This is a genomic window from Micromonospora sp. Utrum1, assembly GCF_057197805.1.
The window spans coordinates 5208811-5222584 of sequence record NZ_CM170071.1 but is presented as its reverse complement, the minus strand read 5'-3'; the positions used below and the strand labels follow the sequence as shown (position 1 = coordinate 5222584).

General features: G+C 70.7%; 12 protein-coding genes. All 12 read right to left on the bottom strand.

Annotation, left to right across the window (positions count from 1 at the left end; genetic code table 11):
* Window positions 1–68 precede the first annotated feature (68 nt).
* Entirely contained in the window at window positions 69–1283 is a 1215-nt protein-coding gene (locus AC0OLQ_RS24630; protein WP_484528251.1) for a MarR family transcriptional regulator, read from the bottom strand.
* A gap of 515 nt (window positions 1284–1798) precedes the next feature.
* Window positions 1799–2530 carry a hypothetical protein gene (locus AC0OLQ_RS24625; RefSeq protein WP_484528250.1) on the bottom strand — a complete coding sequence of 244 codons (732 nt, stop codon included), beginning with the start codon at window positions 2528–2530 and terminating at the stop codon, window positions 1799–1801.
* 97 nt (window positions 2531–2627) lie between these two features.
* Window positions 2628–3317 (bottom strand): hypothetical protein, encoded by a 690-nt coding sequence (locus tag AC0OLQ_RS24620; RefSeq protein WP_484528249.1) that lies wholly within the window; start codon window positions 3315–3317, stop codon window positions 2628–2630.
* 316 nt (window positions 3318–3633) lie between these two features.
* Entirely contained in the window at window positions 3634–4485 is an 852-nt protein-coding gene (locus AC0OLQ_RS24615) for a replication-relaxation family protein (RefSeq protein ID WP_484528248.1), read from the bottom strand.
* Window positions 4486–4694: 209 nt separating this feature from the next.
* Window positions 4695–7154: a type IV secretion system DNA-binding domain-containing protein gene (locus AC0OLQ_RS24610; protein ID WP_484528247.1), complete on the bottom strand. Its 2460-nt coding sequence runs from the start codon at window positions 7152–7154 to the stop codon at window positions 4695–4697.
* Complete coding sequence (locus AC0OLQ_RS24605) at window positions 7151–8845, bottom strand: VirB4 family type IV secretion system protein (RefSeq protein WP_484532417.1); 1695 nt, start codon at window positions 8843–8845, stop codon at window positions 7151–7153. The genes AC0OLQ_RS24610 and AC0OLQ_RS24605 overlap by 4 nt, the downstream gene beginning before the upstream one ends.
* Window positions 8846–8886: 41 nt before the next feature.
* Window positions 8887–9777: a PrgI family protein gene (locus tag AC0OLQ_RS24600; protein WP_484528246.1), complete on the bottom strand. Its 891-nt coding sequence runs from the start codon at window positions 9775–9777 to the stop codon at window positions 8887–8889.
* Complete coding sequence (locus AC0OLQ_RS24595) at window positions 9774–10691, bottom strand: conjugal transfer protein TrbL family protein (RefSeq protein WP_484528245.1); 918 nt, start codon at window positions 10689–10691, stop codon at window positions 9774–9776. The genes AC0OLQ_RS24600 and AC0OLQ_RS24595 overlap by 4 nt, the downstream gene beginning before the upstream one ends.
* 10 nt (window positions 10692–10701) lie before the next feature.
* The gene (locus AC0OLQ_RS24590; protein ID WP_484528244.1) at window positions 10702–10995 is read right to left on the bottom strand and encodes a pilin; all 294 of its coding nucleotides are present in this window, start codon (window positions 10993–10995) and stop codon (window positions 10702–10704) included.
* Between the two features lie 564 nt (window positions 10996–11559).
* On the bottom strand, window positions 11560–12042 hold the full coding sequence (ybiA, locus tag AC0OLQ_RS24585; protein WP_484528243.1) for a riboflavin biosynthesis intermediates N-glycosidase: 483 nt from the start codon (window positions 12040–12042) through the stop codon (window positions 11560–11562).
* Window positions 12039–12557, bottom strand: a complete 519-nt coding sequence (locus tag AC0OLQ_RS24580) for a DUF4231 domain-containing protein (RefSeq protein WP_484528242.1) — start codon at window positions 12555–12557, stop codon at window positions 12039–12041. The genes ybiA and AC0OLQ_RS24580 overlap by 4 nt, the downstream gene beginning before the upstream one ends.
* Window positions 12554–13657, bottom strand: a complete 1104-nt coding sequence (locus tag AC0OLQ_RS24575; RefSeq protein WP_484528241.1) for a hypothetical protein — start codon at window positions 13655–13657, stop codon at window positions 12554–12556. The genes AC0OLQ_RS24580 and AC0OLQ_RS24575 overlap by 4 nt, the downstream gene beginning before the upstream one ends.
* Window positions 13658–13774: the final 117 nt, after the last annotated feature.

Here is a 13774-nt window from a genome sequence, read left to right as displayed (position 1 = left end):
GGCTTCTCCTGTTCATAGGGGTTGCGGGGGCCGAGCGCACGGCTCGGCCCCCGCGATGGACTGGTGAGTCAGGACTGCTTGGCGCCGGTGGCCTGCGTCGGGTAGGCGAAAGTCAGCGGCGTGTCCGAGACCAGGAGGATGCGGCCGGCAGCGGCGGCCTTGGTGCAGTTGTTGCGCACCGCCCCGGAGCTGACCGTGCGGCCGAGTTGCCCGCCGATGGCGGTGGCGATGTCCTGCGGGGTCATCGCCGTGCCGGGGGTGGCGGCAAGGACGTCGAGGGTGAGCTTCTCCAGCTCGCCCCGGCCGAACGGTTGGCTGCCGTCGGCGTTGACGGTCACGTCGCTGCGCCGGCCCACGGCGCCCGGTGTACGGGGGCCTGGGCGGGTGGGCAGAGCCACGACGTGGGTCTCGCCGTCCGGGCCGACGACATGCAGGGTGCCGTCCGGCCGGATCAGCGGCAGCACCGTGGCCGTGGCGCTCGGCGTGTTCGCCACCCCACGGATGACGTGAAGGCAGAGCGGGCAGCGGGGCGGTTCCGGGTTCGGGTCGACCTCGCTTGCCTTGGTCGGACCCGGGATCCACCGCTCGGGCAGGTCGGGCCGCCGTCGGGCGGCGTCGGCCTGCTCCATCACGGTGAGCAGGCGGGCGGCGGTGACGTGACCGATGCCGCTCTCTGCCACGATCACGTCGAGGGTCGCGCCGCCGTCGCCGTAGTCGGCCAGTACGCCTTTGATCGCCATGACCTTGCGGTCACCGGGACGCGTCGGCTGCACAACGGTGACTGTTCGGGCCTCGCCGCCCTTGTTGCCGTTGTCGGCGTCGTGCGAGACCTCGTCGCTGGCGTCGATTCGGTCGGTCTCGTTCGCCGCTTCGTCGGTCTCCTGGTGGGCGTCGTCGCCGTCGGTGTCGTTGCCCGGGTGGTCGGTCGGTTCGGTGTCGCCGGTGGCCGGCTCGTCGGCCGCGTCGACGGTGTCCGGGTCGGCGGGCTGCTCGGTCTCGTCCGCGCCGGCCGTGTGTCGGTCGCCGCGGTCGGCGACGTCGCCGGGCACGGCGTCGGTGGCCGGGGTCGCGAGGGTCCACTGGGTCGGCGTGCCTTCCGCGGAGTCGGCGTCGCTGTCCACTGCGACGATCATCCCGGCGTCGGCCAGCGTTTTGATCGCCTTGTCGGTGGTCGAGCGGGCCTTGCCCGACTTGTCGGCCAGTTCGTGGACGTTGCCCTGGCCGAGAGCTGTCAGGGCATCGAGGACGGCCCGCGTGGCAGGTGTCAGGGACAGGTTTTCCATCGGGTTCCCTCCTTGGGAACGTGGGGTTGGGGATGCCCGGCGCGGTGTTGTGCCGGGCGGTGGTGCGCCGGGTCGCGGGGCAGCGGTCAGCGGCAGGCGCCCACAGCGGTGTGCTGCCGTGCTGCGTGCTGGTGGGTTGCGGCCCGGTGGTCTCGGAGCAGTGGGGGTGCGGCGAAGCGGCCGGAGTCGGTGGGCTTGGCGGCCGCCGGCTGCAGGATGTAGGGCCTGCCTTGGTGGGGTGGCGGTAAGTCCCGGCGTCAACCTGGGGCAGGCGCAGCTGTCCGTACCGACCTCCAGGTCGGACGACGTACGCGGCTGGTCGACGGCGAGCTGATGCTTGCAGCGGGAGTCGGTGTGGCCGGGACGACCCGGCGCGTGTCCCGGGGTTGCCATCGTGCCGCCGCCCGCGGCCCGGGGACGGGGTGCCGCGGCCGGGATGGGGCGGCGGAGTGCTGGTTGAGGGCGCGACCCGGTTGTCAGCGCGACCCGGTGACCGATCGCGTTGTGGTGCAGTGCTAAGTGGCGAGGTGGGCGAGTTCGGCCGGGGTGAGCTGGGCGGGGGTGCGGCTGTGCCAGGCGTCGGAGTGGCGCAGGTGCCACCAGCGCAGCAGCGACCGGCAGGCCGAGGCGAGCTCGTCACACATCGGCAGCGGATACGCCATGCCGGCCTTGATGTGCAGATGCTGCGGGTCGGTGTACGCGGTCGGCGCCCACCCCTGGTCGGTCTCGGTGACCTCGCCGACGACCCGATCCGGGTAGGGGATGTCAAAGGCGCTGGCGGCCTCGGCGTCGGGCACCACCAGCCAGGTGTGCGGATCTTTGAGCCGCAGCGTCGCCACGCCACCTGACGGGTCGCTGCGCTGCAGGAGCAGGTGCCGCTGGCCGCCGTCGCCGATGGGCCGGTGGTTGCGCCAGGCGCGGTAGGCGATGACGAGTCCGGCCCCGAGGACGGTGTGCCGCTCGCGGGCGGTGAGCGCGTCGGTGAGGGCTTGGTGGTAGCCGGCCATGTGCAGGTCGGCGCGGGCGGCCAGTTGTTGCCGGGCCGTGTCGGCGAGCACACCCACGCGGGTGAGGGCCTGGTCGAGGCTGGTGGTGTTGTCGGTGAACTCGCGGGCGGTCTTGTGCAGGACGCGGGCGAGGTCGCCGATCGGTTCGAGGTTCGCGGTGTCGTGGCGCCACAGCTGCTCGGGTAGGACGTCGTTGGTGTCGGCGGCGATGCGTCGAAGCGCAGGATCGGTCAGGAACATCGGGAGTCTCCTTTGCGGGCCTCAGGGTTGCGGGCATGCCGAGGACCGGTCGCAGCGGGGCTGCGACCGGTCCTCCGTGCATTCAGGCGATAGAGGTTCAGCCGATGGCGACGGCGCACAGTCGTGCGTCGGAGCGCAGGCTGCGCAGGTAGGCGCATGCTTCGTTGAGGAAGCGGAACCGGTCGGCGACCGAGGCGCTGGCCGCGATGAGTAGCCGGCCGTCGGTGGTGATCAGCGCGTCGCCGATCAGCGCGATGCGCCAGTAGAGCCCGACGTAGGTGCCTTCACCGGCTTGGTAGACGGGCAGCTCGTAGGGGTCGAACGAGTGGGCGAGCATCGCCAGGACTCGGGGTTGCTGCTCGAAGCGGCGGCGGGCCTCGTTCAGCGTGACCTTGGCCGGGTCGGCGAGGTGCTGGGAGAGGTAGTCCTCCCACGGGCGGGCGGGCCTGGTGGTGGCGCCGATGTGCGCGTTCCAGGCGCGCCATCGTCGGGCGGCGCCGTGGGCGGCTTTCGCGGCGGTGCCGGTCAGGTCGAGGCGGCTCTTGCGGCCTCCGGCGGCCATGGTGACCGCGCCGAATCGGCGGGCGGCGTCGAGCAGGTGGTAGCCGAAGAAGCGGGTCAGCCAGCCGATGAGCCGGCGGTGACGGACGTGGTAGCGGCGGACGGGGGTGCCGTGAGCGTGCAGATGATCGTGGACTTTCTCCGAGGCGGCGAACCAGTCGGCGTCTTCGCCGGCGGTGAAGCAGACGGTGACGACCTGAACGGTGAGCGGCCTGGGGGTGGGCATGACACAGTGCTCCCTTCGTAAAGGAACGGGCATGAATGGGCGCGCGGTGGTGTCGCCGGATCGCGGCGTCTGAGCCGGGGAAGCTGCCGTGAAAGTGGCTGCGGGGCGGGGATCGCGAGCCGACCACACAAGGGTGGGCTGTCGGTGATCCCGCGGCGCGGGCAGATCCGGGGAGGACAGACGGGCGGCGGTGCGAGCAATAGAGAAGTGAGCCTGCACCGTAGCTTCGTGACCTGACAGCACAAGCCCGGTCCGACATCACGGCCATGCCGGTGACCTGCGCTGACAGGAACAGCCGCGCCGCTGTCAGGGTCTGTCAGAGCACGAAGACGCCGTCGTCGTAGTTCGGGTTGTCCGCTACGGGCTGCCCGTGGTCGCTGGGCAGGTCGGTGAGCCGGACTCTGCTGGTGGCGCCGACCGGGAGCCAGACCGCTTCGGCGGGATCGCCGTCGCCGGTGGCGGTCGCGGCCGGCACGTCGTCGCCTCGGGTGTGCAGGAGCTGGTGGAGGTGTTCTTCGCGTTGCTCACTGCCGAGCCAGAACAACACCGGGTAGCGGGGGCCGCCGCGCCCGGTAAGCTGCGCGTACCGGCCGAGCTTGGCCACCACCCGACCCAAGGGTTCGGTGCCGGTGTCGGCTTCCAGGAAGAACCCCACCGTGGTGTCGGCGACGCTCCACAGGCCGTGCCCGTCGGCGGTGATCGTCCGGAACTGTCTTGTGGTGGTCGTCTCCGACCACCACCGGTCCAGCCGCTCCTCGGGGCGCCGGCGGGCGTGCGCGGTGAGGCGGACGAAGAACTCGTTGGCGGTGAGCAGGTGGGTCAGGTGCGGGTTGGCCGACAGCCGGTGCGTGATCTGCCGGCTCGCCCGCAGGGTGGGCTCGGGCCGCTGGTGGGCGGCGGCTTGGAAGCGGTGCCCCTGGTGGCCGAGCGTCCAGTGCCATGGCTGGCTGCCGCCTCCGGCGCGGGCGAACCGGAACCGGTCCAGCAGACCCAGGGCGGCCAGTTCGCCGAGGCGGATCTGGCAGGTCCGGCGGGCGTGGAACAGCATGCGGTGGATCTGGTCGGTGGTGAGGACCTGGTGGTCGTCGAGGAGTTGGAGCAGTTGACGGTCACGGGTGGTGATGTGCGGGTAGATGGCCAGCAGGCCGGCAGAGCGCGATTGCGGCATAGATGGTTCACCCCGGTGGAGAGAGAATCCCGTAGGGAGTCTGGATACTTTGGCCTTGCGTCCGGGCCTGTTCCCGGAAAGGTTTCGGCAGCTCAGGCACATGACAGGCTGGCTTGAGAGGGCTCGCATGGGGACTCGTGTCGCGGACACCCCCAAACGAGCCCCCGATGCCGCACCCAACCGAGGCACCAACCGCGCCAGCCCGGATGTCAGCGCTCGCGATCGGTCATCCGTCGCTTCATTGCCGTGCGGGCGAGCTGCTGCATCGGCGGCTCACCGGCCGCGCGGCGGTGAGCGCTGGCGCACGCCTGCCGGATCGCGGTTGCCTCACCCACCACCGGCGGCGGCGGGTTCGTCACGAAAGTGAACCCGGGCAGCTCCCGGTTGCCGACCAGCAGCCGGGCGGCGGCGGTGTAGACGTCGAGGTGGGCCAGATCGTGCTCGTCCAGCTCGGGTTTGGTGTGCCGGGACAGCTCGCGCGCGTCAGCCGGGTCGACGGTGAAGAACAGCTTCGACCGGGCGTTGGCCGACAGCGCCGCCGCCACGTCTTTCGGTAGCTGTGCCAGGTCCTGGTGGGCCAGCACCAGCCCGAGCCGGAACCCGCGCGCCTCGGCCAGCATGTCCCCGACGCTGCCCGGCAACGTCAGGAAATTCTGACACTCATCCAGGTAGAGGCAGGCGTCTTTCCGCTGGTCCTCGGGGACGGTGGCGCGGGCGATGGCGGCCTGCCACACCCGAGCGACGATCAGCGAGCCGAGGATGCGGCTGGTCTCCTCGCCGAGGATGCCCTTGGGTAGCCGGCACAGCAGCACCCCGCCGTCGAGGATCGCGCCCATGTCGAAGGAACTGTGGGCGTTGCCGATGACGCTCTTGACGAAATCCCGCAGAAGAAACGCTCTCAGCCTGGCGAGGACGGGGGCGATGACCTGGCCGCGGAACTGCTCATTGATGCCGTCGTACCAGAGCCAGAACCCGCCGAGCCCGTCCGGGTCGTCCAGGCCGTGGGTGAACCTGGCCCGGAACTGGCGGTCCTGCAACAGCGACGGCACCAGGCTCAGGGTCGGTTTCGCGTGCCGCATCAGCGTCAGGCACGCCACTCGCATCGTGTCGTCCATCCGCGGACCCCACTGACCCTGGAAGATCTTCGCGAAGATCCCCACCAGGTTGTCCACCGCCAAATGCCGATCACCGCCGTCGTCGAGGGGGTTGAAGCAGGCCGGGTTCTCCTGGTCCGGGTCGATGAGCGCGATCTTCTTCGCATACGACTCGGGAAGCCGGTCGAGAATGTCGGTGATCAGGTCCCCCCGCGGGTCGATGACCACCGTCCCACGGCCGGCATGAATGTCGGCGAGGATCATGTTCAGCAGCAACGTGGACTTGCCGACGCCGGTCTTGCCGACCAGGTGCACGTGCTGCCGGGCATCAGTCACCCGCAGGCCGACGCTGTGGTGGCCGATCTGCGAGCGGCCGAGCACCTTCACGCCCCGGCCGCCGGAGGGCACCTGCACAGGCGCCGGCACGGCCTTGGCCCGCGCCCGATCGAGGCCCGGCACGGCGAGGTCCTGCGGCAGCGCGGCGAGAGCAGCCAACTCCGGCACGGTGGCCAGGAACCCGCGCCGCAGCCTGCGCCCGGCGAGGGTGGCCACCGGCCGCGGCATTCTCATGCCCCGCAGCCGGTTCGGGCCGGTGTAGGTGGCGGCGGCCGAGGCGACGGTGTGCCGCAGGCCGAGCAGACGCGAGCGGATCTGCGCGGCCCGCTGCGTGCCCGATGGTGTCTTGTCCGCCTCGGCCGCCACGGCGAACCGCACCGCGACCTCGAAGTGCGGCACCCGCACGGCCTTGTCCACGACCGTGCGGGCGTCGGCGCCGGCCACCGGGTCCCGCTCGACCGCCCGGCCCTGTGCCGGGGTGCGCGGTCGGGGCGAGCCGGGCGTGAACACGTCCAGCAGCCACAGCAGGGGCTCGACGGCCAGCCGGGCTGCACCGGCAACAGCGCGGGCGGCCACGTCGGGCCGCCCGTGGGGATGGCTGCTGGTGGCCGCCGCCGCCCGACGGGCGGCGCGCACGCGGCGGGGAGGTGCCGGGCGGGCCAGGATCTGCACACACGCGTGCTCACGGTGGCGGACCTGCGCGCCGGCGGCGAGCAACGCCCGCAGTGGGTCGGCGTCGTGGTCGCTGCGCAGCGGCAGCACGTCGGTGCGCTGCGGCCAGTGCGCCCCACCCACCTGCTCACCCACCGCCGGTGGGATCGGGGCGGCGGCGTCGGCGACGGTCAGGGTGGCGGCGGGCCACGCCGCGCGGACCGCGGCCTCGACCGCGCCGGTCGCCACCATGCCGGGCACCCAGACCCGGATGGTCAGGGCACGGCCGCTCCAGGTGTACTCCCACCCGACGTGCGGGATGCCGAACAGGCGCTGCCGCCACACCGGCGGCGTCAGCACGCCGGTGAGGGTGGTCCAGAACGCGGCGGCGGCCTCGGCGGTGACCTCGGGCGGGGCGGCGATGGTCAGCCACCGCGCGCCGGCGGTGAACCGTCGGTGCCGCCAGGCGAGGACCTGATCGTGGGCGACGACCGTGCCGAGGACCGCGGCGGCGGCGAGGACGCCGAGCCACGGCCGGGCGACGATCCAGTGCCAGAGTTCGGCGGGCCAGGTCGCAGGGGTCGTCATGCCTGCTCCCCGAGGCCGGTCACGGCGATTCTGTGCTCGGCGGCCGACCCGAGAGCGCGGAACGGAATCCGGCTGCGGCCAGCGACGAGCAGGCCCTCCCCGCGCGGCGCCGACAGCAGCAGCCGCGACTCCCCGGCGGTCAGATTGAACGCCTCGGCAACGGTGTCGATGGATTGCGTGCTCTGGCGCATCAGCACCTGGGTCGCGGCGTTGGACACCACAGCGAGGCCGAGGTCGGTCGACAACACGTCGGCCGCGTCCTGGGTTATGACGCACAGCCCAGCGGACCGCTTGCGGGCGGCCTTGGCCATCCGGAACAGGAACCGTGCGCCTTCCCCGTCGCGCATCAGCAACCATGCCTCGTCCACCACCACGAGCTGCCGCCGGCGGGTGGTGGGAGTGTCGATGCCCGACCAGATCGAATCCAGGGCCAGCAGCGTGCCCACGGTGCGCAGCTCATCGGGCAGGTGCCGCAGCGACCACACCACCAGGTGCCCGCGCGGCGCGGTGGTGGTCGGCCCGTCGAACAGGCTGGCGAAGTTCCCGACCGTCCACGGGGCGAGCCGCGCGGCGAGCTGCCCGGCGGCCGGGTCATCGTCAGCGGCCAGTACCTCGGCCAGGTCCCGCAACAGCGGCGCCGGTTTCGTCCAGGTGGTCGGGTCGCCGTTGATCCCGGCCCGGTTGTAGGTGGCGGTGATGGCCCGATCGAGGGCGGCTCGTTCGGCCGGCGGCGGGGTCGCCCCGAGCATGACCGAGATCAGGGTGTGCAGGTACAGCCCGCGGCGGGTCAGCGTGTCGGGCCGGTTGTCGGCGGGCAGGTCGAGGGGGTTGATGCGCACGCCCGGTTGGCCGAGCTGCACGACGGTGCCCCCGACGTGCTCGGCGAGGGGCGCGTACTCGTCCTCGGGGTCGATCACGCTGACGGTTGTGCCCTGGTAGAGGTTGCGCAGGACTTCCAGCTTGACGAAGTACGACTTTCCGGCACCGGAGCGGGCCAGGACGACGCTGTTGTGGTTGTCCTGCGCCCACCGGTTCCAGACGAGCACGCCGTTGCTGGTGGTGTTGACTCCGTAGAGCACGCCCTCGGGCGGGGCGAGCGTGCCGGGCGAGGGGGCGGCGAGGTCGGCCGAGGCGAGGGGGAACGCCGCGGCGAGGGCGGTGGTGTCGAGGATGCGGCGCATCCGTAGCGGGTCCACGCCGACCGGCAGGGTGGAGATCCAGCCCTGCTGCTGGCGGAAGGTCGCCGGCTGCAGGTCCAGGAGCACTGATGCGGCGGCGGACTTCACGCCGGCGGTGACGGTGGCAAGTTCGTCGAGGGTGCGGGCGTGGATGGTGACGTAGATGCCGACCTCAAACAGCTTCGCCGCCCCTCGGGCGACGCGTTCGGCGAGGTCGGCGGCATCCGCCGCTGCCGCCTCCACCATAGGGTCGCCCAGGCGGCCCTGGTCGGCGTCGAGGCGGCGGGAGGATTCGAGGCGGGCGCGTTGGCGCTTGAGCATCGGCGCGGCCAGTTGCGGTGGCACCGGGTCCAGGTGCACGGCGACGTCGACCCGTCCGGGGTAGGACAGCAGCGGGTCGAGCCAGGCGGGGCCGACCTCGGCGGGGTAGCCGCAGACGGCGTAGGTGGCGGCGTATCCGTCGCCGACCTGCACGTGTGACGGGGTGACCGACAGAGCGGCGGGGGAGGGCATGCCGTCCCCGGCCGCGACGCTCCTTTTGGGCTTCAACAGGTTCACGAGGTGCTCCGGAGGGTGATCGGGGCGCCGGGCACCGCGCGGGGGCCAGGCGGCGGGGCAGAGAACGGATCGACTGCGGTCGCGAGCGCCGCAGCGACGGCGGGCCCGTCCAGCGCGGTGGCTTCAACACCGAGCCCGGACAGGGCGCGTACGGCGCCCTCGGCGGCGCGGGTGCCGGTGACGACGGCCAGTACCTGGCGGCGCAGCGGGTCCCGCTGGTTGTCGACGTCGAGCAGGAAGTCGGCGTAGTCGGTGGCGGCCGCCTGCAGCGCCGGGTGGGGCAGGCGCGGCGCGTGGTCCACGGTTGCCTGCGCGTAGGCGCTCAGGTCGTGCCGCTGCGCGGCAACGACGATCTGCGCCGGCCCCGTCAGGCTGTTGAGGAAACGGCCGAGCCCGTCCAGCAGCGCACCCTGCTCACTACCGGTGCGCAGGTGGATATTCGTGGTGCCGCAGGCGATCAGCACCCTGTCGCTGCCCTCGCTGGTGAGGACTCCGGTCGGGCTGACCTTCGTGACCGGAGAGCGCAGCGGCGCCGGGACCCTCGGCTTGCCGGCCACGACGCCGACCGAGCTGGCTCGCGCCGTGCCCGGGGTGAGCGTGCGCGGGCTACGGGACAGGGCGAACCCGTGCCGTAGCCACACGTCCAGGGGCAGGCCGTCACGGCGACCGAGCGCCACCACGATCGCGACCGCGAACACGATGACCGCGGCGACGACCCACGCCGCCGGCGGCAGCAGGGGACCGAAGGCGCGGTAGAGACCGAACCCGGCGAGACCGACACCACCGATGATGCCGAGCTGCCGGAAGGTGAGCCCGAACGCGATGCGGTCGGCCTCGTTGACGTTGGCCGAGACGACGGCCCGCGGCGTGGTGTCCTCGTGGGTCATCGCCCACCTCGCATGGCGGTACGCCCGATCCGGCCGATCGGCATGTAGCGGGTGACGCCCTGGATGAACACCGCGCGCAGCAGAACCCCGCCCGCGTTCGGCGACCCCGCCCGGGTCGCGTAACGCCGCACCATCCCCGGGATCTTGATCGTGACCCAGAGCACGACGATGACGAGCATGAGGTTCAGCGCGTCTGAGCCGGGCAGGCCGAGCACGATCGGCAGGTTCGACTTCGGGTCGATCAGCAGGCCGATGCCGGCGGAGAACGCGACCGCCTGCAGGGCTGGTGTGGCCAGGCAGCCGAGGAGGGCGCGCCACCACAGCTGCGCGGCGCCTTGTGTCCACGGGGTGGCGTAGCACGCGAGGGCCACCGGCGCGATTCCGGCCAGGACGACCAGCACCCCGATGCGCATCAGCCAGGTGCCGACGAGCATGAACATCAACACGACGATGAGCAGCCCGATGATGGTCATCAGCAGGGCGGAACTTTGATCGGTCATCGCCGAGGCCAGGCGCGCCCGCACGAAGGTGACGGCCTCGGTGGTCGGCGCGGAGGTACCGGTCAACGACACCGTCATCGCGTTGGCGATGTCGATGAGCACGCCGGTCAGCGGGACCGCGAACGCGGACAGGACGAACCCGACGACGAGCCGGGGGAGTAACTCCTTGATGCCGTAGCGCACCTCGACCGAGTCGCCGACCATCGCGGCGACGCCCACGGCGATGATCGCGAGAATGAAGCAGGCGCCGACCACCAGGGCGCTCTTGTCGGCGATCGAGGTCACCTGAGGCAGGACGGTGACATCCGGCGACACAAAAATGGAGGAGGCCAGGAAGGCCAGCAGGCCGCCGAGAAGGTCGACGACCTTTTCGGCGAGCCAGCTGACCAGGCCGTTCATCATCCAGTCGACCATGACCGCCGCCTCAGCCGCCGAGGATGCCCTGCAGCACCTGCAGGATCACCGGGGCCAGCACCGCCAGGGCGTAGCCGATCAGCGCGGACTTGACGTTGCCCTTCGCCTGCTCGACCTGGGCCGGGTCACCGCCGGCGGCGATGTAGCGCAGGCCGCCGATGACCAGGAACATCGTCGCGACCAACGCGATGATCCCCATGACCCAGCCGGTGATACCGGCGATGACGTCGTTGATGCTCTTCGGCGCCGCTACCGGCGGTGCGGTGGCGGCGAGGTCGAAAAGAACCGAAACGGTCTTGTGCATTGCGGCGCTCCACGTAAGTGTGGGGCCGCCGCGGTGGGGATCGCGGCAGAGACCAGTGGCGGCCGGTGGGGGCGCTCCTCCCTTGCAGGTGACGAAGGGGGTGTCAGTACGCCGAGCCAGTCATGCCGGACCGATGGCCTTGCCGGGTGGATCCCCACCGGGCGGACATGCCGTGGATGACATGCACCGCTCAGATCTCGGCTGTCAGGTCTGATGAACTCGGCGGCCGGCTGTCACACCCTGACCGGATCGGTCAGCGAGGCAAGGCGCGGACGCCCGAGAAGGGCGCTGTCTCACAACTCCACCGAGTTATGAAACAGGCCGTAGGCATGGTTGGCGGCCACCCACAAACACCACCCCGGGGACCGGGGGTGGGAACGGTCGCGCAGCGGCACGTCGGGGATGCTCATGGAACATGCGCTGAGCCTCTTCTGGCGCGAACCGCAGCCCTGCAGTACGTAGGCCGGCCAACCCTGGCCGGCAATTGATGCCGGAGCCACGGGTCAGTCCTCAGGGGAGCCGCACGCCTGCTTCAGGCTGAGGGTGACGGTGCCGGCCACTCGGTCAGTCGTGCCCTTCGAAGGCTCGTGGTTCAGATTCAAGTGGTCGGATGACTCCGCGACGCTCCATGAGCAGGACACCGAGCAGGTTGGCGCCGACCCCGTCGCAGACGCCCCAGTCGTCGTCGCCCCAGTCGTTCGACTCGAGCAGCGTCGCCGTTCCGGTGGCCAGCAGCACGGAGCCGGGATGGTTGTCGGGCAGGAACTTCGCGGCCAGAGCGCGCCGCATCACCGTTACGCGGGTGGTGTCCCAGTCGGGCCGGCGTTGCACAGTTCGAGCCCGTTGCTTCGACTCGTCGGGAGTCGCCGCAGCCCGGATCCAGGCCCAATCATCCTCGGTCGTGGCCTTGGCGCTTTGGTAATAGTGCTCGGAGCTTGCGTAGGTGGTGCCGTCGACGACGATCGGCCAGACGTAGTAGTTCGACAAGGGCCACCACTGTCCGGTGAAACCATCGATGGCGTTGACCAACCGCAGCGGCGCGGTCACGACGTCGACCTCAGCCGTCCGGTGACGAGGGCGATGTCGCCTGGGTCCGGCATGAGCATTTCCCAGTCGTTGTGCAGCCTTTCCTCTATGTCGCACAGCCGCTCGGCGAGTAGGCGCCGCCGTTTGTCAAGGTCGAGGTCGTTGTAGGGGGCGAGTTCGTGCTGGAACCGGGTGCTCTCGAGCTCAAGCAGCCGCTGATACCGCCGGTACAGCGCCCACCGTTCGTGCGGCCGATCAAGCTCCAAGCTGACGGACGCCCAGATCATGACCAGCGCGATTGCGAGGGTGGTCAACTTGAGCCACACCGGCGTGTCCGCGAGGCCCACGATCGCGGGGATTGTCGACGTGGCAGCCGCGGTCAGGTATGAGAACAGCCTTGCTCGGCGCTTGTTCCGCTGCGCCTTCGCGGACACCGACCGTAGGAACGCCTGGGCGTCGATGACGACATCGTTGGCCGATCCCAACTGGTGCGTCGTCGCATCGGCGGACTGGGCCCGCCTCGGCCGCAGTCTCATGCCCTCAACAACTCCTTGCCGTCGGCGCCGCAGTGCTCCAACACGGCCGCGTAGCACAGATGCTTCGCCCGCTGCCGCTGCCGCACCAGCGAAGACAGCCACGTCTGGTCGTAGTAGGTGCGAGACAGCGGCAGCCCTGCCCCCGCATTGTCCATCACATAGTGCATGACGCCCACCGTGCAGTCGGCGCCGAATGACGGCAGCATGAAGGCGGACTCCGTCTCAACGACGTCCGCCTCGGCGTCGCTCGGCGTGAGCATCGACCGCGGGATCGACTCCAGCCGGCCCTCCGAGATGTCAATGCCCAGCCGTCTGGCGGAGTCGGCGAGCACGTTCTCGATCGATCTGAACGGCACACCCGCCGCTACGACCTCCCGCGCGCAGAACACCGACTCCACGGCGGGACCAGAAGAACACGCTCCTGCCCCGCCGACGACCAGCATGCTGCTCCCAAGAGGGCCGACGGTCTCAGCGAGCGCACGCGAGATCGCCTTCCCCCACGGAAGGTTGACCACCAGCAGATCGAGATCGCGCACCAGGGCCATCCGCACGAATCCGTCGGAGACCAGTTCTTCAACGCCAGCCGTGTCCGGCGGATCGAGTCGGAACCGTGCGGCAAGACGCTTCGATTCGAAGGAGGCCAGCACCGAGGTGACGTCATCGGCCGTCCCCGTGCGCCGCGCGATCAACGCCAAAGCGTGCTTGACGATGACGAAGCTGTCCAGCCTGGCGTACAGCACGGTAGCCGGCCTTCTCCTCAGCTTCGCCAGGCCACCGCTCACGGCGTTCCGCAGTTGCGTCAGCGCCGCGTGGGAGTCGTCGGCGACGGTGTTGAGCTGGCCGTAGTCGAGCCGCGTCCACGCCTGCTGCACCTGGTCCCGCACATCCGGGCCGGCGACGTAACACACCAGCTCATCGCCTTGGCGGACGTACGAGGGCTTGTACTCGTGCTGGTTGACGGGGTTGGCGATAGGCAGCGTTCCGGTCACCTCATGGGGGTTGAGGCATCCCACCCAACGGACATGCTCGATGTCGCGAACCATCGCCGGCTCGGGCACCAGCGACCTTGCGTGGCCGGCGTCCGACTTATCAAGGTCCATGGCTTGATGATGCAGCCGCAGCGCAAGGGGCCTGGCGACAGAACCGGCCAGCACAAGTGCGACGAGGCGCGTGCGTTGCCTGCCGTCGACAGTGCCAGCGGGTGACTCGCAGGCTCT